Consider the following 26,483-nt stretch of genomic DNA (forward strand, 5'->3'; position numbering starts at 1 on the left):
CTGGCCTGTCGGGCGTCCGTACCGGTCGCCGGAAAGGAAAATGTAGCGGTAATCACCAGAACAGTAACGGTACAATCGGCCTGATCCCATTCGGTACAGTTTTCGCCGATCCTGTGCCGATCCGTCCGCCGAGGTCCGCATGTCCGTTCCGCTCGACCAGATTCCCGCGCCGCACGACGCGCAGCAACTCACGCTCGTCGACCAGCTCGTGCAGTGGGGCCGACGCCGCATCGACGAGCGCGTGTTCCGGCCCGGCATGCGCATGCCGTCCATCCGCAAGCTCGCGATCGACAAGGGCGTGTCGCGGTTCACCGTGGTCGAAGCGTACGAGCGGCTCGTCGCGCACGGCTATCTCGATTCGCGGCGCGGCTCGGGCTTCTACGTGCGCGATCGCGTCACGCCGTCTGCGCCGGGCGCGCTCGCCGCGTCGCAACGGGAGCCGGTGCAGAGCACCATCGACGTCGTCTGGCTCTTGCGCAACATGCTGCACACGGCGAGTCCCGAGAAGGGGCCGGGCCTGGGCTACCTGCCTTCGCGCTGGCTCGACGGCGAACTCATCACCAACGCGCTGCGGTCGATGAGCCGTCTCGCCGGCGCGCAAATGCTCGGCCTCGGCACGCCGCAGGGCTTTCTGCCGCTGCGACAGCAGTTGCAGACGCGCCTCGCGGAGCTGGAGATCGGCGCATCCGAGCAGCAGATCGTGCTGACGTCGGGCATCACGCAGGCCATCGACCTGATTGCGCGCATCTACGTGAAGCCGGGCGATGCGGTGATCGTCGGCGATCCCGCGTGGTTCCAGATGTTCGGCCGCTTCGCGTCGCAGGGCGCGCGGCTCGTCGGCATGCCGTACACGCCCGAAGGTCCGGATCTGAACGCGCTGGAGACGCTCGTCGCGACGTGGCGGCCGAAGATGCTCATCGTGAACTCGGTGCTCCACAATCCGACCGGCACGTCGCTGACGGCGGCGCAGGCGTTCCGCATTCTTCAGCTCGCGCAGGAATACGACTTCATCGTCGTCGAGGACGATGTCTACGGCGATCTTTGCCCGACGGGCTTCGCCGCCACGCGACTCGCATCGCTCGATCAACTGAAGCGCGTGATTTTTCTCGGCAGCTTCTCGAAGACGCTCGCCGCGAACCTGCGCGTGGGCTACGTCGCGGCGTCGGTGGACGTGGCCAACGCGCTTGCCGATCAAAAGATGCTCGTCGGCATGACGAGCCCGGAGCTGAACGAACGCGTCGTCTACAAGATTCTGACCGAGGGCCACTACCGGCGCCACGTCGAGCGGCTGCGGACGCGGCTCGATACCGTGCGCGACAAGACCGCGCGGATGCTGGAAAGCACCGGTCTGCGGCTCTTCACGACGCCCGAGGCGGGCATGTTCCTGTGGGCGGACGCGGGCGTCGATTCCGATGGTCTGGCGGCGGCAGGTCACGAAGCCGGCTTTCTGATGACGCCCGGCAGCCTCTTTTCGCCGCAGCAGTCGCCGACCACATGGATGCGCTTCAACGTCGCCAATTGCGGCGATCCGGCGCTGCCCGCGCTGATCGCGGGCCACCTGGAGAAGGTCGCGCGGCGCTCGGTCTAACGGCCGCCCGGCAGATGGCGTCGTGAGAGCGGCGCGTCGATGAAATCCGCGAGCACGGTTATGTAAAGCGCGAGCGCATCCGGCGCGTGCCGGTAGCGGTGTTCGTAGAGCGCGCCGGGCGCGTCGCAGAACTTCAGCGCGAAATAGTCGGCGAGCAGATTGCCTTGCGCTTCCATGTTGTAGTCGGGCAGGCGCTTGTTCGCTCCGAGCGCATACCCGTAGCCGAGCCCGATGCGAATCGCGCCGCGCAGGCGCACCCAATAGCCGAGCTGGAACTGCCAGACGTGCGTCATCTCGTGGATGAACCACATCTGATCGCCGATGCCGCACGCCGAGAAGTCGTCGCGATGGCACGCGCGCGGGAAATACAGGCTGCCGTTCGGCGCCATTGCGGTATGCGGCGGTTGCAAGCCGAAGGGCAGATACGCCCGCGCATGCACGCGGACCGTCGAATAGTCGATCGAATCGCGAAAGACGAGTCGTGCCAGCGCGATCTCGCCGGACGTGAGCGGGCGGGAGCGGCGGGCGGGCTTGAGCATGTCGTTCGGCGAGCTTGAAAGTGGCGCAGGCGCATCTTATCGAAAGCGGCGCTCGCGCTCTTGAAATGGCGCGGGCCGCCCTCATATCGGACGAATTCGCCGGGCGGCGCGCCGAAAGCCGGCCGCATTGCCCGGCGGCACGACAGCATCTGACGACATCAACCAGAGGACCCGACCATGGCGCAAGAAACCATGAGCTTTCAGGCGGAAGTGAAGCAGCTTCTGCACCTGATGATCCATTCGCTGTACAGCAACAAGGAAATCTTCCTGCGCGAGTTGATCTCGAACGCATCGGACGCGGCGGACAAGCTGCGCTTCGAAGCCATCGAAAACAGCGCGCTGTACGAGAACGATCCCGACCTGCGCATCCGCATTTCGTTCGATAAAGCCGCGCGCACCGTCACCATCGACGACAACGGCATCGGCATGAGCCGCGACGAAGCCATTTCGCATCTGGGCACCATCGCGCGGTCCGGCACCAAGGAGTTCTTCTCGAAGCTCTCCGGCGACCAGCAAAAGGACGCCGCGCTCATCGGCCAGTTCGGCGTGGGCTTCTATTCGGGCTTCATCGTCGCGGACAAGATCACAGTGGAAACGCGCCGCGCCGGCCTGCCGGCGAGCCAGGGCGTGCGCTGGACGAGCGCGGGCGAGGGCGATTTCGAAGTCGAGGACATCGAGCGCGCGCAACGCGGCACCACCATCACGCTGCATCTGCGTCCGGACGAGGACGATCTGCTGTCGTCGTATCGCCTGAAGTCGATCATCCAGAAGTACTCGGATCACGTCGCGCTGCCCATTCTGATGAAGAAGGAAGAATGGGACGCCGAGAAGAGCGAGATGGTCGTGAAGGACGAGGACGAGACCGTCAATCAGGCGAGCGCGCTCTGGACGCGCCCGAAGAGCGAGATCACCGACGAGCAGTACAAGCAGTTCTATCAGCACATCTCGCACGATCACGACGATCCGCTTGCGTGGACGCACAACCGCGTCGAGGGCCGCAGCGAGTACACGCAACTGCTGTACGTGCCGAAGCACGCGCCGTTCGACATGTGGAACCGCGAGCATCGCGGCGGCCTGAAGCTCTACGTGAAGCGCGTGTTCATCATGGACGACGCCGAGCAACTGCTGCCCGCGTATCTGCGCTTCGTGAAGGGCGTGGTCGATTCGGCGGATCTGCCGCTCAACGTCTCGCGCGAAATCCTGCAGGAAAGCCGCGACGTGAAGGCCATTCGCGAAGGCGTGACCAAGCGCGTGCTTTCGATGCTCGAAGAACTGGCGACGTCTTCGGCCGAAGCGACCGAAGACGCCGACAAGGAAAAGTACGCGACGTTCTGGCGTGAGTTCGGCCAGGTGCTGAAGGAAGGCATCGGCGAAGACTTCAGCAATCGCGAGCGCATCGCGAAGCTCGTGCGTTTTGCATCGACACATAACGACAGCGACGTGCAGAACGTGTCGCTCGCCGATTACGTCGCGCGCATGAAGCCCGAGCAGACGAAGATCTACTACGTGACCGCCGACAACTGGCAGGCCGCGAAGAACAGCCCGCATCTCGAAGTGTTCCGCAAGAAGGGCGTCGAGGTGTTGCTGCTGACGGATCGCGTCGACGAATGGATGCTGTCGTTCCTGAACGAGTTCGACGGCAAGCCGCTCGCAAGCGTGGCGCGCGGCGACCTCGACCTCGGCGCGCTCAACGACGAGGAAAAGCAGCAGCAGGAGAAGGTCGGCGCGGAAATGAAGCCGCTCGTCGAGAAGATGAAAGAGGCGCTTCAAGGCAAGGCGAAGGACGTGCGCCTCACGTTCCGCCTGACCGATTCGCCGAGCTGTCTCGTCGCGGACGAAGGCGACATGAGCGGCTATCTCCAGCGCATGCTGAAGGCGGCGGGGCAGAAGGCGCCGCAGGCGGAGCCGATTCTCGAAGTGAACCCGGACCATCCGCTCGTGAAGGCGCTGAACGCCGAGAACCCGAATTTCGCGGACTGGTGCCATCTGCTCTTCGATCAGGCGCTTCTGGCCGAAGGCGGCATGCTGGAAGATCCGGCGAGCTTCGTGAAGCGGACGAACGCGTTGTTGCTCGCGCGTTAAGCCGTATTGAAACGCGCATGAAAAAACGCGCTGCCGGGTGAGCCGGCAGCGCGTTTTTTATTTGCTCTTGCGGTCTTTAGTCGACTGCGCGAGCACGGATGCGGCGAGCGTCTTCGTCTCTTCCGAATACTTCGTGCTGTGAAGCACTTCGCCCGCTTTGTGCTCCATTTCAGCGCTGGTCTGCTTCGAAGAATGCGATTGCGCGAGCGCCGATCCAGCCAGCTTCTTCGCGATAGCGGACGCCTTCGGATCGTGCAGCGTTTCGGCGGCGAGGTGCGCGACCTTCGGCGAGGTTTGCTTCGTGTTCTTAGTCATTTTGATGTCCTCAAGGTTTTTCCGATTCCGGCGCTCGACGGCGCGCGGATTCGAGAGTCTTGCCCGCCCGCGCCACGCGCGCCATACGATTCATCCGAACCCGAGGCCGGTTTTATAATGGCCGCCATGCCGATTCCGAACGATCCCGTCGATGCGCATTGGCGCATCGCGCCGCATCCTGTTTGCAGTGACGATCAGAAAGACTGGCTCACGCGTGGCGGCTCGTTGACCGCCCATCTGCGCACGCTCGGCGCGGTGACGGTCGACGTCACGCGCGAAGCCGTCGATAAACCGTGGCGCGACGAATGGCGCGCGCTCGGCGCGACGCCGCGCACGCCGGTCTGGGCGCGCGAAGTCGTGCTGAAGGTCGACGGCGTGCCGTTCGTCGCGGCGCACAGCATCGTCGCGCTGTCGCACAGCACGGGCGCGTGGCAGTCCATGCGACGCCTGCGCACGCGGCCGCTCGCCGAGCTTCTCTATAGCGACAGCAGCGTGTCCCGTTCGATGCTCGCCAGCCGCGTGCTGACCGCGCGGCATCCGCTGTATCGGCTGGCGGCGAAGCACGCGGAGGCGAGCCATGCGCTCGTCGCGAGGCGGTCCGTGTTCCTGCGCCACGGCGCGGCGCTGATGGTCACCGAATGCTTTCTCGATGCGCTCTGGTGCGCGCTCGCATCGTGCCATGTGCCGCATGCGGTGCATCGGGAACATGCGCGTGCCTACGAGCATTTGAGCTCGCATGCGAAGCGCGTCGCGCACGGTGAAGCGCGATGACACTCGCGGGCTTTGCGCCGGTCGGCGACGCGCATACGCATACGCTGATTCTCGGCAGCTTTCCGGGCGTCGCGTCGCTCACGGCGACGCAGTACTACGCGCATCCGCGCAACCAGTTCTGGCGGCTGGTCGGCGCGGTCATCGGCGAACCGGTGCACGAACTCGCTTACGAAGAACGGCTCGCGCGCGTGATGAAGCACGGCATCGGCTTGTGGGACGTGCTCGCCGCATGCGAGCGCGAAGGCAGTCTCGACAGCGCGATCCGCAACGCATCGCCGAACGATTTCGCCGTGTTCCGCGAGCGCTTTCCGACGCTGCGCAAGGTGTGCTTCAACGGCAAGACATCGGGCAAGTTCGCGCCGGTGATCGCTGCGGCGGGCTACGCCACGCTCGTGCTGCCGTCGTCCAGTCCCGCCAATGCTATCCTCTCGTTCGATCAAAAATTGCGCATCTGGCGCGACATTCTCAGCACACAATGACGACTCTCATCAAGCGCGCATCGGCCGAAGCGCGTGCGTTCAGCCGCAAGAAAAACGACAAGCATCGACACGACGAAGACGATCTCGCCAACGCGCCGCGCATCGACGCGCCGCGCAAGCCGCGTTTCGCGCCCGTGACGTTTTCGGAAGAGGGCGGCGTGCGCTATCTCCATTTCGGCACCGAATGGGTGCAAGGCGCGATGCGCCTCCGAAAGCCCGATCACATCGAACTGGAATACGCGCAGCAGATGATGGCGTGGCTGCTTTTCATCGAGACGCCCGAGCGTATCGTGCAACTGGGGCTCGGCGCCGCGGCGCTCACGAAGTTCTGTCATCGGTATCTGAAGCGCGCGAAGGTCGAAGCGGTCGAACTCAATCCGGCGGTCGTGATCGCCGCCCGCGCCATGTTCGAGCTGCCCTACGACGACGCACGCCTCACCGTGACCGAGCGCGACGCATGGGAGTTCGTCAACGACCGCGCGAATCACGGCACCATCGGCGCGTTGCAGATCGATATCTACGATGCCACCGCGCGCGGTCCCGTGCTCGACAGCGTGTCGTTCTATCGTGCGTGCCGCGCGTGTCTCGCGCCGCAAGCGGGCGTCGTGACGATCAACCTCTTCGGCGATCACCCGAGCTTCGTGCGCAACATGCGCCATCTGAACGAAGCATTCGATCATCGCGTGATCGCGCTGCCCGAAGTGCATGACGGCAATCGCGTGGCGATTGCGTTCGCCGGTCCCGCGCTCGACGTGCCGTTCGCCGCGCTCGTCGAACGCGCGAAGCTGATCGAAGCGGAGCTCGGCTTGCCCGCGCGCAAGTGGGTGAAGGGGCTCGCCGAAAGCGCGGGCCTGCCGTTGAACGGCTCTTTCTCTATCTAGTTGGAAGCGAATCACGCAGGGCGCTGACGCGTTTGCGCGCCTTTCACATCTGGGGAATGCTCGGGATTCTCCCTGCTTGACCGTGTTTTGGCGGTCCCTATACTCCTCCTGTTATTTCGGGGCGCTTTCTGCGGCGTGTCGTCTGCGCGAGGGCCGCACCTGACGGCTCCGCGGGCCACGGCTCGAAGCAAATGCTCAAAAACAAACTGGAGACCATCATGGCTCAAGATCCGGGCCGCACTGGACAACCGCGCAACAAGCATTGGCTCTGGCTTCTGATCCTTCCGTGGATCGGCGTGGTGTGGGTGCCGTTTTACAACAAGATCGAGCCCGTGCTGTGGGGCTTCCCGTTCTTCTACTGGTATCAGCTTCTCTGGGTGCTGGTGAGCGCCGTCATCACGGCCGTCGTCTACAAGAAAACTAAGGCGCTGTCGTCCGGCCGCGCGGGGCAAGGCCAAGGAGGCGCGCGATGATGAACGTCACCGCAACTTTCGTATTCGTTCTGTTCTTCGTCGGGGTGACGATTCTCGGGTTCATCGCGGCGCACTGGCGCAAGGCGGACCTCGGCCAGCTCGACGAATGGGGTCTCGGCGGCCGGCGCTTCGGCACCATCGTGACGTGGTTCCTGCTCGGCGGCGATCTCTATACGGCGTACACCTTCGTCGCGGTGCCGGCGCTCGTGTTCGGCGCGGGCGCGACGGGCTTCTTCGCGTTGCCGTACACCATCCTGATCTATCCGTTCGCCTTCGTCGTGTTCCCGAAGCTCTGGAGCATCGCGAAGCGTCACGGCTATGTGACCGCCGCCGACTTCGTGCACGCGCGCTACAACAGCCGCATGCTCGCGCTCGCCATCGCGCTGACGGGCATCGTCGCGACCATGCCGTATATCGCGCTGCAGCTCGTCGGCATCGAAGTGGTGATCGGCGCGCTCGGCTTCAGCACGCAGGGCTTCGTGGGCGACCTGCCGCTCATCATCGCGTTCGCGATTCTCGCGGCCTACACGTACACGTCCGGCCTGCGCGCGCCCGCGATGATCGCGGTCGTCAAGGACGTGCTGATCTACATCACCATCATCGCCGCGATGATCGTGATTCCGGCGCAACTCGGCGGCTTCGGGCATATCTTCGGTACCGTGCCGCCCGCGAAGCTGCTACTGAAGGCGCCCGACGCCGCGAGTCTGAACGGCTACAGCGCCTACGCGACGCTCGCGGTCGGCTCGGCGCTCGCGCTCTTCCTGTATCCGCATTCGGTGACGGCGATCCTCTCGTCGAACTCCGGCAACACCATCCGCCGCAACATGGCGCTCTTGCCCGCGTATTCGCTGGTGCTCGGGCTGCTCGCGCTGCTCGGCTACATGGCGCTCGCCTCGGGCGTGAAGGACATGCCGGAGTACGCGTCGTACTTCAAGGCTTACGGCGCGAACTTCGCGGTGCCGGCGCTCTTCCTGCACTACTTCCCGTCGTGGTTCGTGGGCGTGGCGTTCGCGGCCATCGGCATCGGCGCGCTGGTTCCGGCCGCGATCATGTCCATCGCAGCGGCCAATCTGTACACGCGCAACGTGCATCGCGAGTTCCTCAATCGCTCGATGACGCCGGAGCAGGAAACCAACGTCGCCAAGCTGGTGTCGCTGATCGTGAAGGTCGGCGCGGTCGTGTTCATTCTGGCGCTGCCGCTTACGTACGCGATTCAGCTGCAACTGCTCGGCGGGATCTGGATCATCCAGACGTTGCCCGCGCTCGTGCTGGGTCTCTATACGCGCGTGCTGGATCATCGCGGTCTTCTTATTGGCTGGGCGGTGGGCATTGCCGTCGGCACGTGGATGGCCGTGTCGCTCCAGTTGAAGGGCTCGATCTTCACGGTGCACATGTTCGGTTACGCCGTGCCGGGCTATGCGGCGGTGTGGGCGCTGATCGTCAATCTGATCGTGTCGGTGGGCGTCAGCGTGCTGGTGCGCGCCATCGGCCTGAAGCGCTCGGACGACCGCACGCGGCCCGAGGACTATCTGGACGTCGTGGAAAGCTAAAGACGCGCCGCGTTTCATGACGCGGTGGCGGCTCTGATACGCTAACGCCCGTAATGGCCTTCGGCCGTTGCGGGCGTTTTTCATTGACACCCGCTGATCGACAAACCGCTTACCGACGCGAGCGACTCATGTTTTCATCGACATCGGCGTCAGCGCGCAGAAGCCGCGCGATGCGGCTCATGCACGGCCTGGCGTCCCCATTCTTTCGCTATCGCCACGCGAAGATGATCCACGCGGTGCGCGTCGCGCTCGGCATGGCGACGTCGTTTCTCGTCACCACGGGCATCAATATCCCGCACGGCAGTTGGGCGTCGGTCTCGCTGCTCGTTGTAGTCGGCGGGTTGCAGCACTACGGCAATATCCGCAAGAAGGCGGCCGAACGCGCGCTCGGCACGGCGCTCGGCGCGGCCATCGGACTCGCGCTGATTCTGGTCGAGACGCTCTTCGGCTCGCTCACGCTGTTCTTCATTCTGATGTCCGCCATCGCCGGGGCGTGCGCGTATTACGCCATCGGCAAGGCGGGCTACGTCGCGCTGCTCACGGCGATCACCATGGTCATTGTCGCGGGCCACGGCGATTCGCCGTTCGATGTCGGCTTGTGGCGAACAGCGAACGTGCTGATCGGCATTGCCATTGCGCTCGCGTTCTCGTTCGTGCTGCCGCAGTACGCGACATACTCGTGGCGTTATCGCCTCGCCGACAATCTGCGCGAAAGCGCGCGTCTCTACGGTGCGTTGCTCGACGGCACGCCGTTGCTTGCGGAAGAAACTGCGCGCCGCTTCTTCGCGATGAGTCAGCGTCTCGTGCAGTCGCGCGCGCTGATGGAATCCGTCGCGAAGGAAACGCGCGTGCCGGTGGCGCGGCTCGAAGAGATTCAGCGGCTGCATCGCTCGATTCTCGCCGCGCTGGAGATGCTCGTGACGTCGATGCCGGACACGCCGCGCGCGACGTGCGGTTTCGCGCTCGACTGCTCGCCGCACGAGCAGCAGGTGCGGCAGAAGCTGCTGAAGATGGCGCGCGCGCTGCGTTTCGGCCGCGTCGGTTTGCTGTACATGCGTGCCGACGCGAACGCGGATGCGAGCGTCGAAGCGGAGGAGGGCGATGGATCGACGCAGGGCATGCACTGGCTCGCGATGCGTTTCGCGGAGCAGGTGGATCGCTTGCGGCTGCGTCTGAGTGAAATAGAGCGTCAGTGGAATATCGAAGGCGCGCGGCCGCTTCCCGGCTGACGCGCCGCGATCACGACTGCGCTGCCGCTTCCTGCGGCGGTTGTGGCGCGTCGGCCATGTCGACGGCGTTGACGACGTTGATGAGCCACGGCACGCCGAAGCGGTCTTTCAGCATGCCGAAGCCCGCCGTGAAGAACGTGGACTGCCACGGCGTCAGCACCGTGCCGCCTTCGCTCAATGCGTTGAATGCGCGCTCGCCCGATTCGGGGCTGTCCGCGCCGATCGACAGCGTGAAACCCTGGTATTCGCGCTGCGGCTGGCCGAACTGGCCGTCCGACACCATGATTGCCGTGCCGCCGACGCTGAATAGCGCGTGCATGACCTTGTCGTGCCACTCTGCCGGCACGTTCGCCGCGTCGGGCGTGTCGCGGAAACGAATGAGCGTCTGAATTTCCGCGCCGAACGCGGATTGATACAGCGCGAGGGCGTCCGCGCAATCTCCGTGGAAGAAAAGATACGTATCCAGTTGCATTGAAAGCTTCTCCGAGCTTGGGCGGCGCTCCCGCCAAAGCACGAAAGTCTATTGCAACCGGAAGCCGCGCCGACCCGGAGAAGGTCAATTTACGTCAAAAGACGCCTGGAAACCGTACTTGTCTGAATGGCCTACGGCAGCCGATTCGCGAGGCGCGCGAAGCGCGCCTCGCGTCCTACTTATTGCAGCGCCGTGATCAGCTTTTCGAGCTTGATGGCGTCTGCCGCGAACGCGCGGATACCTTCCGCGAGCTTTTCGGTCGCCATGGCGTCTTCGTTCACGGCGAAGCGGAACGACGGCTCGTCGACGCTGATCTTCTCCAGATCCGTGTTGTCCGCTGCGTCCGGCGACAGCTTGCGCTCGACCTTCTCGTCGCTGTCGGCCAGCTTCTTCAGCAGGTCAGGGCTGATGGTGAGCAGATCGCAGCCGGCCAGTTCGGTGATCTGGCTCACGGTGCGGAAGCTCGCGCCCATGACTTCGGTCTTGTAGCCGAACTTCTTGTAGTACGAGTAGATACGGCGCACCGACTGCACGCCGGGATCGTTCGCGCCGCCGTTCTTCACTTCGTCCCATTCCGCGCCGGCCGACTTCTTGTACCAGTCGTAGATGCGGCCGACGAACGGCGAAATGAGCTGCGCGCCCGCTTCGGCGCACGCCGCGGCCTGCGCGAGCGAGAAGAGCAGCGTCATGTTGCAGCGGATGCCTTCCTTCTGCAGCACTTCGGCCGCGCGGATGCCTTCCCACGTCGACGCGAGCTTGATCAGCACGCGCTCGCGGTTGATGCCCGCGGCTTCGTACAGCTTGATGATTTCGAGGCCCTTGTCGATGGATCCCTTCGTGTCGAACGAAAGGCGCGCGTCGACTTCGGTGGACACGCGGCCCGGCACGATCTTCAGGATTTCGGTGCCGAACGCGATGAGCAGATGGTCGATGATCTGGCCCATCGGCTTGCCGGCGTGCTCCTTGACGGTTTTCTCGAGCAGCGGCTTGTAGTCGTCCTTCTGGACGGCCTTCAGGATCAGCGACGGATTCGTGGTCGCGTCCTGCGGCTTGAACTGAACGAATTGCTGGAAGTCGCCCGTATCGGCGACGACGGTGGTGTATTGCTTGAGCTGGTCGAGAGCGGATGTCATGTCGAGTCGTCGGCGCCAAGCGCCTTGTCAAATTGCGGTAACCCGCGGGTGTCCATGATCGCGATGCCGGCGCGCGCCTCTGAAGCGCCGGGCTCGCCCCTATTGCCAATGTCTCATTTTAGACCCGCGCGTGCGGTTCGCGCTCGGGGCGTGCGCGTCGCTGGTTCGACCGGGCGCGCGCCGGGGCGTTCCTTAGCCAGGCGCGCGATGCATCCGTCAGTCGACAGCGTAGGCGAGTTCGTGCCAGCGCCGCACGGTGCCGGAGCCGAGCTGCCCCCGGGCGAAGCGCATCTTGCGCACTTTTTCGAGCGCGTGCGCGTCTTTCGCGGGATCGCCGCAGCTCATTTTCAGGACGACGTCCTGAACGTGGCCGGCGTCGTCGAGCAGCACGCGGACGATCGTCTTGCGTTTCGTGGAGCCGGGCGGCGCGGTGCGCGCCAGCAGTTTGTCGAGCAAAGCCATCTTCGTGATTCTGAAATGCGGTCGTGATGCATCGGCGCGAAGCACGTTCGGCCGATTCCCGCATTGTAGGCCGCGTCAGCCGCGCCGGGCGTTCAGAATGACATGCGTCACGACGCCCGCGATCAAGCCCCAGAACGCCGGCCCGATGGACAGCAGCGTGAGGCCGGACGCCGTCACCATGAACGTGACGAGCGCGGGTTCGCGCTGGCGGGCGTCGTGCATCGCGTTGGCGAGCCCGCTCATGATCGAGCCGAAGAGCGCGAGTGCCGCGACCGAGACGACCAGCGCCTTCGGAAACGCCGCGAAAAGCGCGGCGATGGTCGCGCCGAAAATGCCGGCGATCAGATAGAAAACGCCGCACCAGACCGCCGCCGTATAGCGCCGGTCGTGGCGCTCGTGCGCTTCGGGGCCGGTGCAAATGGCGGCCGTGATCGCCGCGAGATTCACGCCGTGCGAGCCGAACGGCGCGAGCAGGAGCGACGCGATGCCGGTCGTCGCGATGAGCGGCGCGGAGGGCGTCGTGTAGCGGTCCGCGCGCAGCACCGCGATGCCCGGCACGTTCTGCGAAGCCATCGCGACGATGAAAAGCGGCACGCCGATGCTCACGATGGCGGAGAACGAAAACGCCGGCATCGTGAACACGGGATGCGCGAGCGCGACGTGAAAGCGCGAGAAGTCGAGCAGGCCGAGCGCATCCGCGACGGCCACGCCTGCTGCGAGCGTGGCTGGAATGGCATAGCGCGGCGTCACGCGCTTGACGACGAGGTACGTGAAGAACATCGCCAGCACGAGCGCCGTCTGGTGCTCGGCCGCCCGAAAAATCTCGATGCCGATTTCGAACAGGATGCCCGCGAGCAGCGCCGCCGCGATGCCCGAAGGAATGCGCTTCATGAGCGCGTCGAACCAGCCGGTGACGCCGACCGCCGTCAGCAATACCGCGCAGGCGATGAACGCGCCGATGGCCTCGGCGTACGGCACGTTCGGCAGCGACGTGACGAGCAGCGCCGCGCCGGGCGTCGACCACGCGACGACGATCGGCGCGCGAAAACGCAGCGAGAGGCCGATCGTGCACAGCGCCATGCCGATGGAAAGTGCCCAAATCCACGACGAAATCTGCGCGTCCGACAGATGCGCGGCCTGTCCCGCCTGAAACATCAGCACGAGCGAGCTGGTGTAGCCGGTCATCATCGCGACGAATCCGGCGACGACCGCGGACACCGACGTATCGGAAAAAGGGCGCAGCGGGGCGCGCGCGACAGACGGCGTGGCTTTCATGCGGGTTCTGCTTCTTTCTAACGTGTTATTTGGACAGCGCGCGCATGGCGCTTTCGAGGCCGGACAGGGTCAGCGCGTACATGCGGTTGCCGAGCACGTGGCGGATCGCGGAAATGGACTGGCGGTATTCCCAGAGCCGCTCGGGCTCCGGATTGAGCCACGCGTGATGTGGAAACTGATCCGCGAGCCGCCGCAGCCACACGGCGCCGGCTTCGGCGTTGTTGTATTCGACCGAGCCGCCCGGCTGAAGCACTTCGTACGGACTCATCGTCGCGTCGCCGACGAAGATCAGCTTGTAGTCCGGCGTGAACTTGTGCAACACGTCGAACGTCGGCGTGCGCTCGGTGTGACGGCGGCGATTGTTCTTCCACAAATAGTCGTAGACGCAGTTGTGGAAGTAGTAGAACTCCAGATGCTTGAATTCGGCCTTCGCGGCAGAGAACAGTTCTTCGACGCGCTTGATGTGGTCGTCCATCGAGCCGCCGACATCGAGCAACATCAACACTTTCACGTTGTTGTGCCGCTCGGGCACCATCTTGAGGTCGAGCCAGCCCGCGTTCGCCGCGGTGCTGCGGATGGTATCGGGCAAGTCCAGTTCCTCGGCCGCGCCTTCGCGGGCAAAACGCCGCAAGCGCCGCAGGGCGACCTTGATGTTGCGCGTGCCGATTTCCACCTGATCGTCGTAGTCCCGAAACGCGCGCTCGTCCCACACCTTCACCGCCGTGCGATTGCCCGCCGATTCGCCGCCGATGCGGATACCTTCCGGGTTGTAGCCGCCATGTCCGAACGGCGACGTGCCGCCGGTGCCGATCCACTTGTTGCCGCCTTCGTGCCGTTCCTTCTGCTCGTCCATCAGCTCTTTGAGGCGCTCCATGAGCTTGTCGAGCCCGCCCAACGCCTCGATGCGCTTTTTCTCCTCCGGCGTGAACTCGCGGTCGAGCCGCTTCTTGAGCCAGTCGAGCGGAATGTCGAACGCTTCGTCGGGCAACTGCGTGACGCCATGAAAGTACGCGCCGAACGCGCGGTCGAACTTGTCGAAGTACTTCTCGTCCTTCACGAGCGTCATGCGCGCGAGGAAGTAGAACTCGTCGAGCGACGGCGAGATGACCTGCGCCTTCAACGCTTCGAGCAGCGTCAGATATTCCTTCACCGACACGGGCAGCTTCGCGTCGCGCAGCGAGTAGAAGAAGTCGATCAGCATGGCGCGCCTTCCTTCATGACGTGAATCAGCGGTCGAGCCGGTGCGTGAGATGCGCGCGCACGGCCGGCCATTCCGATTCGATGATCGAGAACACGACGGTATCGCGATACGCGCCGTCCCGGCCGATCTGGTGATTGCGCAGAATGCCGTCCTGCTTGGCGCCGAGCCGCGCGATAGCCGCGCGCGACTGGTGGTTCATGAAATGCGTCCGGAACTCGACGGCAATGGCCTTCAGTTGTTCGAAAGCGTGGCCGAGCAGCAGGCGCTTCGCTTCGGTGTTGAGCGCCGTGCGCTGCACGCGCTTCGCGTACCACGTATGGCCGATTTCCAGCCGCCGGTGCGCCGCTTCGACGTTGAAATAGCGCGTGGAGCCGACGACATCGCCCGTCTTCGCATCGATGACCGCGAACGGATGGGCGCCGAGCCGGTCGCGCATGTCGATGGCCGCGTCGATATAGGCGCGCGCCGTATCGGGCGAAGGCACGCTCGTGTACCAGAGCTTCCAGAGCTCGCCATCGGCGGCGGCCGCCGCAAGCGCCTGTTCGTGCTCGACGCTCAGCGGCACCAGCCTCACGTGCTCGCCTTCGAGCGTGACGGGTTCGATCCAGCGGCTCATGCGTGGTTTCCTCTTCTTGGCGTGCTGATCAGCGGTTGTGGCGGTTCATGTACAAGAGCCGCTCGAAGAGCGCGACGTCCTGTTCGTTCTTGAGCAGCGCGCCGTGCAGCGGCGGCACGATCTGCTTCTGATCCGACGACTGCAGCGCCTCGGGCGGAATGTCTTCGGCCAGTAGCAGCTTCAGCCAGTCGAGCAGTTCGGAGGTCGACGGCTTCTTCTTGAGTCCGGAGACGTTGCGCAGTTCGAAGAAGCTCTGCATGGCGGCGGCGAGCAGATCCTGCTTGATGCCGGGGAAGTGCACTTCGACGATTTCCTTCATCGTCGAGGCATCGGGGAACTTGATGTAGTGGAAGAAGCAGCGGCGCAGAAACGCGTCCGGCAGCTCCTTCTCGTTGTTCGACGTGATGATGACGAGCGGCCGATGCTTCGCCTTCACGAGCTCGCGCGTCTCGTAGACGTAGAACTCCATGCGGTCGAGTTCGCGCAGCAGGTCGTTCGGAAACTCGATGTCGGCCTTGTCGATCTCGTCGATCAGGAGCACCGATTGCCGGTCCGACTCGAACGCCTGCCACAGCACGCCCTTCACGATGTAATTGCGGATGTCCTTCACGCGCTCGTCGCCCAGCTGCGAATCGCGCAGACGCGAGACGGCGTCGTATTCGTAGAGACCTTGCTGCGCCTTCGTCGTGGACTTGATATGCCATTGCAAAAGCGGCATGCCGAGCGCGCCGGCCACTTCCTCGGCGAGCATGGTCTTGCCGGTGCCGGGTTCGCCCTTGATGAGCAAGGGCCGCTCTAGCGTCATCGCGGCGTTCACCGCGAGCTTGAGGTCGTCCGTTGCGACGTATTGCGATGAGCCTTCGAAGCGCATGACGAAGATTCCGGTGAGGAAAAAAATCCCAGTATAAGTCAGAAGCCCTGTTGCGATGGACGCCTCGCCGGTATTGTGGCAGCCGTCCGCGACGGTCCACGAAAGCACGAAGGAAGCGATGCATGCGGCTTGCTGAGAACACGCGGTGAAGCGCGCCGAGGCCCGCGCACAGAGGCGAATTGTCGCAGGCCGAGAAGGCGTCTTTCAGCCGGTTCCCATTGCCAGAGGCGGCTCTGCGCTATCTCGGAGAATGGACGCTAGGGTGGTCGCGCGGTACAATTAGCCCGATTTTTTTGGCCTGCGCGGCAAGGCGGCCGCATTTCCGGTGCGCATGCGCCGCTTGCGAAGCAGTGAAAGGCAGCAAACAGTCCCGAGAAGGTTGTGATGCGCTCGGCGCGGGCCGCGGCTTTCGAGCGCCGGTTTTCCCCTCATGCTAGGTTACAAGCTATGAACTATTTCGTCGGCAAACTTGCCGTGATTGCAGTGCTGTCCGGTCTTGCCGGCTTCGCGACCCAGGCGTCGGCCGACGTCGTGGGCAATGCAAAGGCCGCAGAGGGCAAGGTCGCGATGTGCATCGGCTGCCACGGCATTCCCGGCTATCGCACGGCTTACCCCGAGGTCTACGAGGTGCCGATGCTGGGCGGTCAGAACGCGCAGTACATTTCCAACGCGCTGCACGCCTACAAGAAGGGCGACCGCCACTTCGACACCATGCGCGCCATCGCGGTGACGCTCTCGGACCAGGATATCGCGGACATCGCCGCCTACTACGCCGCGCAGACGCCGCAGTCGAAGAACAACCCCGACAAGTAATCCCGTTGCGCGATCGAGCGGGTCAAAGCGCCCGCCGCCGTGACAGGACAATCCGATGCACGGCAATCCGACAACGCAGGCAGCCATCATCTTGCATGGGACCGGGTTCAGGCGCCGCGCCTCGAAAACCGGTCGACAGGAGAATTCATGAAGCCCTATCAGGCACAGTCGCAGGCACAGTCTCAGGCATTTCGGTTCAGCTTCAAGGCAGCATGCGCCGCCGCCGCGATCATCGGCTCCGCGGCGTTCGGCACGGCGCACGCAGCGGATGCGGGCAACGGCAAGGTGCTTTCCGAAAGCCACAACTGCGCGGCCTGCCACGGCCCCGGCCTCAACAAGCCGGTGAGCGGCGAATATCCGAAGCTGGCCGGCCAGCATGCGACCTACATCTACTGGGCGTTGCGCCAGTATCAGATGGGCAACGGCAACCCGAACTTCGGTCGCAATAACGCGATCATGGCCGCGCAGGTGCAGAACCTGTCGCAGAGCGACCTGAAGGACATCGCCGCGTACATCGAATCGCTCGATGGCAGTCTCGTACTGAAGAAGTAAGCGCGTCGTCGCATCGCAGGAAACGAAACACCCCGCTTTCGCGGGGTGTTTTCGTTTGTGCGCGTGGTGCGTCGGGGCTCAGTCGCGCGTCAGTCGCGCCTCAGTCGCGCGATGCCCGCCGCTCGATGAGCGCGAGGTACGCATCCGTATCCGGCGGCGTGTTGCTGCGCTGTGCTTCCCAGATGACCTGACCGAGGCATTCCATGATGGCATGCTGCGCGTCGTGCGGCGAGCCGAGCCGCGCGACGAGCTTGTCGTGCGCGGGGCGAATGCCCGGCGGCTGGTCGATCGACAACTGCTCGCTGATGGCGAGATGCATCGACAGGTGCAGGAACGGATTGGTGCGGCCCGCGTCGGGCGAATAGTCGGCCTGCCGCGCGTCCGGGTCCGCAAGTTCGGCCTGATACTCGGGATGCTCGCGGATCCAGTCGGCGGCCATGCTTTCGAGCGGCGTCAGGATGTCGCCCGCGCGCTCCTTGCGCCACGTCTCGGTGAAGAACTGGCGGACTTCGTCGCGGCTAGGGTTGAACATGAGAGTACGGTTCGGCTCGGGAATTCATCATTGTAGATCGCGGCGGCATGTCGGTGCTCGGCCCGCAGGCGAGGTGTCACTCGGCAGGCGCGGGCGTCTTCGGCCGATACTCGCACAGCGGCTCGATCGCGCAATGCCAGCACTCCGGCACGCGCGCCTTGCAGACGTATCGGCCGTGCAGAATGAGCCAGTGATGCGCGTCCTGGATGAACCCCTTCGGCACATGCTTTTCGAGCGCCGCTTCCACCGCGCGCACGTCCTTGCCGGGCGCGATGCCCGTGCGATTCGCGACGCGAAAGATATGCGTATCCACCGCGATCGTCGGTTGCCCGAACGCAATGTTCAGCACGACATTCGCTGTCTTGCGTCCGACGCCCGGCAGCCCTTCGAGCGCCTCGCGATTGTCCGGCACTTGGCCGCCGTATTGCTCGACGAGCATGCGGCACGTCGCGATCACGTTCTTCGCTTTCGTTCGATAAAGCCCGATCGTGCGGATGTATTCCGTCACGCCTTCTTCGCCGAGCGCGAGCACTTTCTCCGGCGTATTCGCCACCGGAAACATCTTGCGCATGGCCTTGTTGACGGAGACATCGGTGGCTTGCGCCGATAGCATCACGGCAATCAGCAGTTCGAACGGTGTCGTGTATTCGAGCTCCGTCTTCGGATGCGGATCGATGCTTTGCAGCGTCTCGAAGATGGCGCGGCGCTTCTTCGCGTTCATTGCGTCGTGTCTGAATCAGTCTCGTTTGGATCGCCGCCTGCATCGCTCGCTGCGCTCGCTTGTTCGGCGAGGCCGAGGCGTTTGCGGCGTGCTTCGGCGGCGTCGATCTGCGCCTGAACGGCGGCGCTGACGTGCTCCGTATTCTTCGGACGTGCGCCGAGCTTGGCCATTTCCTCTTTCTTCTTGCGCGCGCGTTCGAGCGCGGCCTGAATGATGGCGCGTTTCTTCGCTTCAGGGTCTTCCGTCGATGCGGACGGCATAGCCGATGCCGCAGCGGCCGCTGTCTGCGCGGCGCGCGACGCCTGCCGCGCGGACGCTTTCGCTTCGGCCTGCGCGCGCTCGCGTTCCAGCCGCGCGAGGCGTCGGTCATGCCGCGCGCGCGCCGCATCCGCTTGTTCCTGGCTCCATGCGTCCCAGCCGGTGGCGTCGCCCGTGACGGGAATCATCGCGATGCAATCGACCGGGCAGGGCGGCACGCACAGGTCGCAGCCGGTGCACAGCGCGTCGATGACCGTATGCATCTGCTTGGCCGCGCCCGCAATGGCATCGACCGGACATGCCTGCATGCACAGCGTGCAGCCGATGCACAGGTTCTCGTCGATGACCGCGAGCGGTCGCGCGCGCTCGACGCCATGCGTGGTATCGAGCGCGATCTCCGGCTTGCCGAGCAACGCCGCAAGACGCGCGACGCCTTCCTGCCCGCCTGGCGGGCACTGGTTGTAGTTCGCCTCGCCCGCAGCGATGGCGTCGGCGTAAGGACGGCAGGCCGGATAGCCGCACTTGGTGCATTGCGTCTGCGGCAGAAGGTCTTCGATGCGCTCGGCGAGCGTCTTTGAAACAGTTGCGGTCACGTGAAATTGCGCGGTGGCAAATAAGGCGGGCAAAAAGCAGTTGAAACGGCAGCAACGAATAGCGGCAAGAACCAGCGAGAGACAAGACAGCGCGCCCTTGAAAACGCAATGACGCAGAACGCGGTGGCAGCGGCGCAATCCATTGCAGCAGACGTGATTATCGCGCAAGTGCGCGATGCCCGCCGCAGGGGATCCTTATCCTAATTGCCAATGCCTCCATGATGTGCGCATAATCGAAGCGCTTTATCGTTTGACCGCAGGACGGTGTTCCCCCATAACCATGGGCAGCGCCCGTTCACGTCATGTACCCCACTGCGGGCCGCGTGACGCATATCCGGACAACGCGGCTCCCGACTCATGCCATCATGAATCAGCCGAAAATCAAAAGAGATCCCGAAGGGACACGCCGCCGTATCCTGCTTGCCGCCGCGGAAGAGTTCGCAGCCGGCGGCCTGTTTGGCGCACGTGTGGATCAAATCGCCCGGCGGGCAGAGACCAATGAGCGCATGCTGTACTACTACTTCGGCAGCAAGGAGCAGTTGTTCACAGCCGTGCTCGAACATGCACTGTCCGCACTCGTCGAGGCCGAGCGTTCGCTCGATCTCGAGGGCCTCGCCCCTATCGAAGCCATGACGCGGCTTGCGCATTTCGTTTGGGATTACTACCGTGACCATCCCGAACTGCTGCGTCTGATCAACAACGAGAACCTGCACGAGGCGAGATATATCAAGGGATCGAATCGCATGCGCGAGGTGATTTCGCCGGTGGTCGAGACGCTCGCGACCATTCTCGAGCGCGGACAGAAGGCCGGACTGTTTCGCACCGACGTCGATCCGCTGAAGTTCTATATCACGCTGTCGGGCCTCGGTTATTACATCGTATCGAACCGTTTTACGCTTCAGGTGAGCTTCGGCCTCGACTTCAGCGAACCTACGCAGCGCGAACAAATGGTGAAGATGAACACGGAATTGCTGCTTGCATACTTGACACGCCGCTGACGCCGCTAAAAAAGAGCGCCGTCTGAAGAAAAAAACGTCGCGCCTTGCAAAGGGCGCGACGTTTTTCTTTTGCGAGTGGAATCGGTACCGAAGCGCAGGTTGAAGCACTGCGCCGCGATAAATCGACTTACGCAGGGACCGCTTCTTTCTTCGGCGACTTGTCGTGTTCGAGAATGAACTCGCGCAATTGCGGATACACCATCGTGCGCCAGCGCCGGCCCGAGAATATGCCGTAGTGGCCGGCCTTTTCCGCAGTGAAATGGCGCTTGTCCTTCTGCGAAAGGCCTGTGCAGAGGTCGTGCGCGGCGCGCGTCTGGCCGTCGCCGGAGATATCGTCGAGCTCGCCTTCAATGGTGAAGAGCGCCGTCTGCGTGATGTCCTGCGGGCGCACGCGCTCGCCGTTCACGTCCCACGTGCCTTCGGCCAGACGAAACTCCTGGAACACGATGCGGATGGTTTCGAGGTAATACTCGGCGGCCATGTCGAGCACGGCGTTGTACTCGTCATAAAAGCGGCGATGCTGTTCGGCATCGTCGTCGTCCCCGCGCAGCAGGTTTTGATAGAAGTCCCAATGGGCCGTGAGATGGCGTTCGGGATTCATCGCGACGAAGCCCGCATGTTGCAGGAAGCCCGGATACACCTTGCGGCCCACGCCCGGATAATTCGCCGGCACCGTGTAGATGACGTTGTTCTCGAACCATTCGTACGAGTGCTCGCTCGCGAGCGAGTTCACCGATGTCGGGCTGCGTCGCGCGTCGATCGGGCCGCCCATCATGGTCATCGTGCGCGGCGTGTCCTCGCCGCGGCTCGCCATCAGCGAAATGGCGGCGAGCACGGGCACGGTCGGCTGACACACCGAGATCACATGCAGATCTTTCGCGCCGATGTGACGGATGAACTCCTGAATATATTCGACGTAATCGTCCAGATGGAACGCGCCGTTTTCCACCGGCACCATGCGCGCATCGAGCCAGTCGGTGATGTAGACCTTGTGGTCCTGCAACAGCGTGCGGACCGTGTCGCGCAGAAGCGTCGAGTGATGCCCGGAGAGCGGCGCGCACACCAGCACGATCGGCTCGTCCTTGAGCTTCGTCACGGTCGCGCTGTCATCGGCGAACCGTTTGAAGCGCAAGAGCCGGCAGAACGGCTTCTCGATCACCGTCTGTTCGACGATCGGAATGTTGTGGCCGTCCTTGACGATCTGGTGAATGTTGAACTCCGGTTTCTCGTAGTCCTTCCCGAGCCGGTAGAGCAGTTCATAGCCGGCCGCGAGACGCGTGGAGCCGGGAACGTAGGCGAGGGGGCTGGCCGGATTCACGAACGACTTCGAGGCGGCCTGGGCCCATGCCGTGAGAGGAGACAACATGGCCCGCTGAAATTCGTGGATTTGGTAGAGCATGGTGGCCCCAATGACTTCGGTACGAACCGGTAATGCCCGTTGGTCCCGGCAATTCGGCCGGCAAGCTGACCCAACGGCAATCGAAAAATCCCCGCCGTGCGGCTGAACCGCGCCGCGGGGCTGCTGTATCTTGCGCGAAGCGCGTCTTCGCGCTTCGTCGCCGGGCTGTAGCCTTGGTTCTCTACATTAACGACCAGCGTCGCAGAATTTTCATACCAGGCAACAGTTTCCGCCTAACGTTTGCAGAACACAATCGACCGGTCAAAGTTGCTGGTTTTCCCGCAACAGCTTGATCGTTGTGCATTGCACCATTCTAGCCTCAAATGCACCGAGGCTCGTCGTTTCTCAGGAGTCTTCGGTCATGCCGACCGCAGGCTCTTTTCCGGCGGCGCTTCTGTGCGCGTCGGATGGCTGGCCGGTCGCATGCGCCATCGCCTGCTCGTGCTTCATCAGGTTCATCCCTGTATGCACCAGCGCGACGTGCGTAAACGCCTGCGGGAAATTGCCGACCATGCGCTTCGCCACCGTGTCGTATTCCTCGGCGAGCAGCCCGACGTCGTTCGCGAGACCGACGAGACGCTCGAACATCGCGTGCGCTTCGTCGATCCGGCCCTGCAACGCCAGGTTGTCCACCAGCCAGAAGCTACAAGCCAGAAACGTGCCTTCTCCGGGCGGTAGGCCGTCCGCCGTTTCCGTCGTGTGATAGCGCTTCACGAGACCATCGTGCGTCAGGTTGGTCTCGATCGCATGTACGGTGGCGGTCACACGGGGATCGTCCGGCGGCAAAAAGCCGAGCAGCGGTATGAGGAGCAGGCTCGCGTCGAGCGCGTCGCCGTGATAGACCTGCGTGAACGCGTTCAACGTCGGATTCCAGCCTTTTTCGCAGACGTCCGCGTGAATGCGCGCGCGCATGTCCCGCCAATGGTCGACCGGTCCTGCCAGCGCGAACTGTTCGGCCGAACGGATGGCCCTGTCGTACGCGACCCACGTCATGACCTTCGAGAACGTGAAGTGCTGACGGCCGCCGCGCACTTCCCAGATGCCTTCGTCCGGCTGATCCCAGACCGTATCGAGATGCTGGAGCATCGTGCACTGGACGGACCACGCGGTTTCGTCGCTTTGCAGGCCGCCGACGCGCGCGAGATGCAGCGCGTTCATCACTTCGCCGTACACGTCGAGCTGCAACTGCTCGACCGCGCCGTTACCCACGCGCACCGGTTGCGATCCCTCGTAGCCCGGCAGCCACGGAATCTCCCATTCGGCGAGCCGGCGCTCGCCCGCGATGCCGTACATGATCTGCACCTGCGACGGCGCGCCGGCCATCGCGCGGCCGAGCCACGCGCGCCAGGCGCGGGCCTCGTCGTAGTAGCCGCCGCGCATCAGCGCGAGCAGCGTAATGGTGGCGTCCCGCAGCCAGCAGTAGCGGTAGTCCCAGTTGCGCGCGCCGCCGAGCTGTTCGGGCAGCGAGGTCGTCGGCGCGGCCACGATGCCGCCTGTCGGCTCGTAAGCCAGCGCCTTCAGCGTGATGAGCGAGCGGCGGATGGCGCCCGCCCAGCGGCCCGAGACCTGGCTCTTGCCGGACCATTCGCGCCAGTGATTCTCGGTGCGCGCGAGTTGCGTGTGCGGATCGTGGGCGGGCGGCAAGCGCAGATGCGACTGCGAATAGCAGAGCGAGAAGGGCACGCGCTCGCCTTCGGTGACGTCGAAGCAAGCGGTCGTGCGCATGTTCTCGCCGACCAGTTCCACCGGCGTGCGCAGCACCGCGAGGTCCGGCCCCGCGATCGCGCGGATGCCGCTGTCGTTCGGCAGGCGACTGACCCACGGCACCACCGACCCGTAATCGAAGCGCAGCACGAGTTCCATCTTCATGCGCACGACGCCGCGCCGTCCGATCACGATGCGCACCAGTTCCGAATGACCATTGCGCGACGGCATGAAATCGACCACCGTCACCGCGCCCTGCGGCGTTTCGAAGTCCGTCTCCAGAATGAGCGTGTCGTCGCGATAGCGGCGGCGCACGACCGGCGCCTCGCCGTCCGGCATCGACGGCGCGAGCAGCCATCGGCCATGCTCGGGCGTGCCGAGCAGCGCGGCGAAGCACGCGCCCGAATCGAAGCGCGGCCAGCAAAGCCAGTCGACGGAGCCGTCGCGGGAGACCAGGGCGGCGGTATGGCCATCGCCGATCATGGCGTAGTCTTCAATCAGAGCGGGCATAGTGAGCGTGGTTGTGCTGGCGGCGACGCGCCGCGGTCGACGGGTGGCCACGCTCGGGCGGCAAGCCGGAACGACGGGCCGTTCATGTGGTCGCATTCTGCCGCATTCGCTTGGCGCAAGCAGAAAACCGGGCGCGTGCCGTGGCTGCCGGCCCGTCCTGCGACCGCGCGCCGCGCGCGTTGGCGGAAAAGCGCTACTGAAGCGCCGATTAAACCGTTGTCACGCGTTTCGGCTGATGTTTAGAATGGAAGCTAAACGTAACCGCGATGCGCATCACTGCGCCTTCGGCTTCGTTTTCCCCAGTCGGCTTGCCGGGGCGGCCGGCATCATTCGTTGCTTTGCGTTTCGAGGAAACCATCACCATGCTCAATCCGTCGAAAGCAGACTGCATCGCCATTCTTTCCGCTGCGAGCCGCGTGCGCGACAGCGACAACCTGCTTCCTCTCGATCACAAGCGCCTCGGCCTCTCCCGCAACGCGATGGACACGGCTGCCGCTTTTCTCACCGAACGAGGCTGTTTCAGCCGCTACAGCTTCGATATGAGCGGGCTGTCGGTCGGGGCGCTGTCGCTGCAAGGGCGTCTGCGTCTGGATCAGCTTGCGAACGGCTGAACGCCGTCGCCAGCCGCGCGCTTTCGAAGCGCGGCACCTTCCGTCATCCATCACACCCTGCGCACGTTTGCGGCCCGATCCGCGCGTGCGCCTTTTGCGTTCTGCGCTCGGCGCGCGGAACCGCGAGCGCGCATCGCCGTCACAAGTGTGTCGTGCCCATGCCGAATAGTCCGATCAGCCCGATGACGATCAGGTAGATCGCCACGATGAAGTTGAGCAGGCGCGGCATGACGAGGATGAGGATGCCCGCGATCAGCGAAACGAGCGGCCCGAGGCTTACGTGGATGTTCATCGCATCAGCTCCTTTTGTTGGTTAGAGTGCTGTGGCTGGACGGAACGCGCGACGCATCGACCCAGGCTTCGCGCGAGCGGTCCGCAATTTGCTGCCCACGCACGCCAGTCACGCCGGTCACGCGACGCCTGGGCGCGTGATATCCATAACACGCAGCAAACAGTCGATGAGGAGGTCTCATGCAACCGAGCCGTTCCTGCGCCCCGATGCGTGCGCCGTTGCAAGCGCCGCGCCCGCTCTTGCGCGCATGGCCCGCCCGCGCGAAGCCGGCGCGCTGGGCCAAAGGCGTGGCGCTGATGCTCTCACTTGCCGCCGCGCAATCGTTCGCGCAGACGGCCGGCAACGCGACGCCGCCGGCGACCGCCGCGAGCAGTAGCGCAACCGGCGCTGCAACGGGAAACTCAGGAGACGTGTTCGACCTGCTCATCGGCACGTACACGGGCAGCGGGAAAAGCGAAGGCATCTATGTTTATCGTTTCGATGCGGGCAATGGCGAGCTCACGCGCATTGCATCGGCGCAGACGGTGAATCCGTCGTATCTCGTCGTCAGCCGCGATCGAAACTATGTCTACGCGGTGAACGAATTGCCGGGCGACAATGGCCCGGCGTCGCAGCGCGGCGGCGTCAGCGCGTTTCGCTTCGATCGCGCGAGCGGGCAGTTGAGCTTTCTGAACCGCGTGTCGGCGGACGGCAACGATCCGTGCTATCTCGCCATCTCGCCCGACGGTAAGTACTTGCTCACGGCCAACTATTCGGTCGCGGCGAATCCGGGCGGCAGCTTCGCGGTGTTTCCGCTTTCCGCCGATGGACACGTCGGCACGTCGGTGCTGACCGTGCATCACGAAGGCAGCGGCCCGGTCAAAGGACGGCAGGACAACTCGCACGTGCATTCGACTGTCTTCTCGCCCGACGGCAAGTATCTTTTCGCGCAGGACCTGGGCGTCGACAAGGTGTTCGGCTATCGCTACACGCCGGACGGCAGCCGCGGTCTGTTCGGCCCGACCGAGTCGCGCTACACGCCGATCAAACCGGGCTCCGGCCCGCGCCATCTGGTTTTCAACGCGAGCGGCAAGCACGCCTATCTGACGACCGAACTGAACGCATCGGTCCTTGTCTTCGACTACGCCGACGGCAAGCTCACGGAAACGCAGTCCGTGCCGATGACCGCGCCCGGCTTCAAAGGCAAGATCGGCGGGGGCGCGCTGCACCTGTCGCAGGACGGGCGCTTTCTCTACGCGACGAATCGCGGCGACGCGAATCAGCTCGTGGCATTCGCCGTCGATCCGGCCAACGGGCATCTGAAGCTGCTCAAACGCTATCCGACGCTCGGCAAGACGCCGCGCGAATTCGCCATCGATCCGAGCGGACGCTGGCTCGTCGTCGGCAATCAGGAGAGCGACAGCGCGTACTTCTTCCGCCGCGATCCGGCGACGGGCGAACTCGCGTCCGATCCCAAGCAGTTGTCGATCGGCTCGCCGGTCGATTTCAAGTTCGTTTCGCCTTCGTGAGCTCATGACGAAGCGCCGCGCGGCGTTTGACGCGCGGCGCCCCGGCGTCTTACCT

At 64.1% G+C, this 26,483-nt stretch carries 29 protein-coding genes; 13 read left to right on the top strand and 16 right to left on the bottom strand.

Annotation, left to right across the window (positions count from 1 at the left end; genetic code table 11):
- Window positions 1-139 precede the first annotated feature (139 nt).
- Window positions 140-1,588, top strand: a complete 1,449-nt coding sequence (locus NCR34_RS04965) for an aminotransferase-like domain-containing protein (RefSeq protein WP_248321716.1) — start codon at window positions 140-142, stop codon at window positions 1,586-1,588.
- Here the strand turns inward: NCR34_RS04965 and NCR34_RS04970 are convergent.
- Entirely contained in the window at window positions 1,585-2,127 is a 543-nt protein-coding gene (locus tag NCR34_RS04970) for a Rhs element Vgr protein (RefSeq protein WP_248321718.1), read from the bottom strand. The genes NCR34_RS04965 and NCR34_RS04970 overlap by 4 nt on opposite strands.
- Window positions 2,128-2,304: 177 nt before the next feature.
- On the opposite strand from NCR34_RS04970, the gene htpG reads away from it, so the two are divergent.
- A complete protein-coding gene (gene htpG / locus NCR34_RS04975; RefSeq protein WP_250499201.1) occupies window positions 2,305-4,209 on the top strand; it encodes a molecular chaperone HtpG in 1,905 nt (634 codons plus the stop codon).
- A 57-nt stretch (window positions 4,210-4,266) separates the two neighbouring features.
- On the opposite strand, the gene NCR34_RS04980 is transcribed toward htpG, so the two are convergent.
- Window positions 4,267-4,524 (bottom strand): hypothetical protein, encoded by a 258-nt coding sequence (locus NCR34_RS04980; protein ID WP_248321722.1) that lies wholly within the window; start codon window positions 4,522-4,524, stop codon window positions 4,267-4,269.
- Between the two features lie 126 nt (window positions 4,525-4,650).
- Here NCR34_RS04980 and NCR34_RS04985 point away from each other — a divergent pair, with 126 nt between their 5' ends.
- The 6 genes from NCR34_RS04985 to NCR34_RS05010 all read left to right on the top strand — a co-directional run bounded on the left by NCR34_RS04985 (window position 4,651) and on the right by NCR34_RS05010 (window position 9,907).
- Window positions 4,651-5,295, top strand: coding sequence for a chorismate--pyruvate lyase family protein (locus NCR34_RS04985; protein WP_248322267.1), 645 nt, complete (start codon window positions 4,651-4,653; stop codon window positions 5,293-5,295).
- Window positions 5,292-5,774 (top strand): DNA-deoxyinosine glycosylase, encoded by a 483-nt coding sequence (locus NCR34_RS04990; RefSeq protein ID WP_248321724.1) that lies wholly within the window; start codon window positions 5,292-5,294, stop codon window positions 5,772-5,774. The genes NCR34_RS04985 and NCR34_RS04990 overlap by 4 nt, the downstream gene beginning before the upstream one ends.
- Window positions 5,771-6,655, top strand: a complete 885-nt coding sequence (locus NCR34_RS04995) for a class I SAM-dependent methyltransferase (protein WP_248321726.1) — start codon at window positions 5,771-5,773, stop codon at window positions 6,653-6,655. The genes NCR34_RS04990 and NCR34_RS04995 overlap by 4 nt, the downstream gene beginning before the upstream one ends.
- A 218-nt stretch (window positions 6,656-6,873) precedes the next feature.
- Window positions 6,874-7,128 (top strand): DUF3311 domain-containing protein, encoded by a 255-nt coding sequence (locus NCR34_RS05000; protein WP_175939874.1) that lies wholly within the window; start codon window positions 6,874-6,876, stop codon window positions 7,126-7,128.
- Window positions 7,128-8,678: a monocarboxylate uptake permease MctP gene (gene mctP / locus NCR34_RS05005; protein ID WP_248322268.1), complete on the top strand. Its 1,551-nt coding sequence runs from the start codon at window positions 7,128-7,130 to the stop codon at window positions 8,676-8,678. The genes NCR34_RS05000 and mctP overlap by 1 nt, the downstream gene beginning before the upstream one ends.
- Before the next feature lie 128 nt (window positions 8,679-8,806).
- Entirely contained in the window at window positions 8,807-9,907 is a 1,101-nt protein-coding gene (locus NCR34_RS05010; RefSeq protein ID WP_248321727.1) for an FUSC family protein, read from the top strand.
- 10 nt (window positions 9,908-9,917) lie between these two features.
- On the opposite strand, the gene NCR34_RS05015 is transcribed toward NCR34_RS05010, so the two are convergent.
- From NCR34_RS05015 to NCR34_RS05045, 7 genes are all read right to left on the bottom strand, one after another.
- On the bottom strand, window positions 9,918-10,379 hold the full coding sequence (locus tag NCR34_RS05015; protein ID WP_248321728.1) for a VOC family protein: 462 nt from the start codon (window positions 10,377-10,379) through the stop codon (window positions 9,918-9,920).
- Window positions 10,380-10,558: 179 nt separating this feature from the next.
- Window positions 10,559-11,512 carry a transaldolase gene (tal, locus tag NCR34_RS05020; RefSeq protein WP_206467850.1) on the bottom strand — a complete coding sequence of 318 codons (954 nt, stop codon included), beginning with the start codon at window positions 11,510-11,512 and terminating at the stop codon, window positions 10,559-10,561.
- Between the two features lie 216 nt (window positions 11,513-11,728).
- Window positions 11,729-11,974: an energy transducer TonB family protein gene (locus tag NCR34_RS05025; RefSeq protein WP_248321729.1), complete on the bottom strand. Its 246-nt coding sequence runs from the start codon at window positions 11,972-11,974 to the stop codon at window positions 11,729-11,731.
- Window positions 11,975-12,049: 75 nt separating this feature from the next.
- Complete coding sequence (locus tag NCR34_RS05030) at window positions 12,050-13,249, bottom strand: benzoate/H(+) symporter BenE family transporter (protein ID WP_248321730.1); 1,200 nt, start codon at window positions 13,247-13,249, stop codon at window positions 12,050-12,052.
- A 25-nt stretch (window positions 13,250-13,274) separates the two neighbouring features.
- On the bottom strand, window positions 13,275-14,450 hold the full coding sequence (locus NCR34_RS05035) for a vWA domain-containing protein (protein ID WP_248321731.1): 1,176 nt from the start codon (window positions 14,448-14,450) through the stop codon (window positions 13,275-13,277).
- A 25-nt stretch (window positions 14,451-14,475) separates the two neighbouring features.
- Window positions 14,476-15,066: a GNAT family N-acetyltransferase gene (locus NCR34_RS05040; RefSeq protein WP_206467854.1), complete on the bottom strand. Its 591-nt coding sequence runs from the start codon at window positions 15,064-15,066 to the stop codon at window positions 14,476-14,478.
- 28 nt (window positions 15,067-15,094) lie between these two features.
- A complete protein-coding gene (locus NCR34_RS05045) occupies window positions 15,095-15,937 on the bottom strand; it encodes an AAA family ATPase (RefSeq protein ID WP_175939882.1) in 843 nt (280 codons plus the stop codon).
- Between the two features lie 447 nt (window positions 15,938-16,384).
- Here NCR34_RS05045 and NCR34_RS05050 point away from each other — a divergent pair, with 447 nt between their 5' ends.
- Together NCR34_RS05050 and NCR34_RS05055 are read left to right on the top strand one after the other, a co-directional pair.
- Window positions 16,385-16,750 carry a c-type cytochrome gene (locus NCR34_RS05050; RefSeq protein ID WP_175939883.1) on the top strand — a complete coding sequence of 122 codons (366 nt, stop codon included), beginning with the start codon at window positions 16,385-16,387 and terminating at the stop codon, window positions 16,748-16,750.
- Window positions 16,751-16,897: 147 nt separating this feature from the next.
- Complete coding sequence (locus tag NCR34_RS05055; RefSeq protein WP_248321732.1) at window positions 16,898-17,302, top strand: c-type cytochrome; 405 nt, start codon at window positions 16,898-16,900, stop codon at window positions 17,300-17,302.
- A 100-nt stretch (window positions 17,303-17,402) separates the two neighbouring features.
- Here NCR34_RS05055 and NCR34_RS05060 read toward each other — a convergent pair whose 3' ends face one another.
- From NCR34_RS05060 to rsxB, 3 genes are all read right to left on the bottom strand, one after another.
- Window positions 17,403-17,834: a DUF1841 family protein gene (locus tag NCR34_RS05060; RefSeq protein ID WP_250499202.1), complete on the bottom strand. Its 432-nt coding sequence runs from the start codon at window positions 17,832-17,834 to the stop codon at window positions 17,403-17,405.
- Between the two features lie 76 nt (window positions 17,835-17,910).
- Window positions 17,911-18,555 carry an endonuclease III gene (nth, locus tag NCR34_RS05065; protein WP_248321735.1) on the bottom strand — a complete coding sequence of 215 codons (645 nt, stop codon included), beginning with the start codon at window positions 18,553-18,555 and terminating at the stop codon, window positions 17,911-17,913.
- On the bottom strand, window positions 18,552-19,406 hold the full coding sequence (gene rsxB / locus NCR34_RS05070; protein WP_248321737.1) for an electron transport complex subunit RsxB: 855 nt from the start codon (window positions 19,404-19,406) through the stop codon (window positions 18,552-18,554). Before rsxB ends, nth begins: the two co-directional genes overlap by 4 nt.
- Before the next feature lie 365 nt (window positions 19,407-19,771).
- Between rsxB and NCR34_RS05075 the strand changes: the two genes are divergently transcribed.
- Window positions 19,772-20,404, top strand: a complete 633-nt coding sequence (locus NCR34_RS05075; RefSeq protein ID WP_244848279.1) for a TetR/AcrR family transcriptional regulator — start codon at window positions 19,772-19,774, stop codon at window positions 20,402-20,404.
- A gap of 127 nt (window positions 20,405-20,531) precedes the next feature.
- Here the strand turns inward: NCR34_RS05075 and NCR34_RS05080 are convergent, their stop codons facing one another.
- The 3 genes from NCR34_RS05080 to NCR34_RS05090 form a co-directional block, all read right to left on the bottom strand.
- Entirely contained in the window at window positions 20,532-21,803 is a 1,272-nt protein-coding gene (locus NCR34_RS05080; protein ID WP_248321738.1) for a polyhydroxyalkanoate depolymerase, read from the bottom strand.
- A 345-nt stretch (window positions 21,804-22,148) separates the two neighbouring features.
- Complete coding sequence (locus NCR34_RS05085; RefSeq protein ID WP_248321740.1) at window positions 22,149-24,017, bottom strand: glycoside hydrolase family 15 protein; 1,869 nt, start codon at window positions 24,015-24,017, stop codon at window positions 22,149-22,151.
- A 208-nt stretch (window positions 24,018-24,225) separates the two neighbouring features.
- Entirely contained in the window at window positions 24,226-24,381 is a 156-nt protein-coding gene (locus NCR34_RS05090) for a hypothetical protein (RefSeq protein ID WP_248321742.1), read from the bottom strand.
- Here NCR34_RS05090 and NCR34_RS05095 point away from each other — a divergent pair.
- A complete protein-coding gene (locus NCR34_RS05095; protein ID WP_175939890.1) occupies window positions 24,380-24,628 on the top strand; it encodes a hypothetical protein in 249 nt (82 codons plus the stop codon). The two genes, NCR34_RS05090 and NCR34_RS05095, sit on opposite strands and share 2 nt — an antisense overlap.
- A gap of 139 nt (window positions 24,629-24,767) precedes the next feature.
- Here the strand turns inward: NCR34_RS05095 and NCR34_RS05100 are convergent, their stop codons facing one another.
- Complete coding sequence (locus NCR34_RS05100) at window positions 24,768-24,920, bottom strand: DUF3096 domain-containing protein (RefSeq protein ID WP_175939891.1); 153 nt, start codon at window positions 24,918-24,920, stop codon at window positions 24,768-24,770.
- 179 nt (window positions 24,921-25,099) lie between these two features.
- Between NCR34_RS05100 and NCR34_RS05105 the strand changes: the two genes are divergently transcribed.
- The gene (locus NCR34_RS05105; RefSeq protein WP_371747387.1) at window positions 25,100-26,428 is read left to right on the top strand and encodes a lactonase family protein; all 1,329 of its coding nucleotides are present in this window, start codon (window positions 25,100-25,102) and stop codon (window positions 26,426-26,428) included.
- Window positions 26,429-26,483 lie beyond the last annotated feature (55 nt).

The organism is Caballeronia sp. GAWG1-5s-s, assembly GCF_023631445.1.
Taxonomy (GTDB): Bacteria; Pseudomonadota; Gammaproteobacteria; order Burkholderiales; family Burkholderiaceae; genus Caballeronia.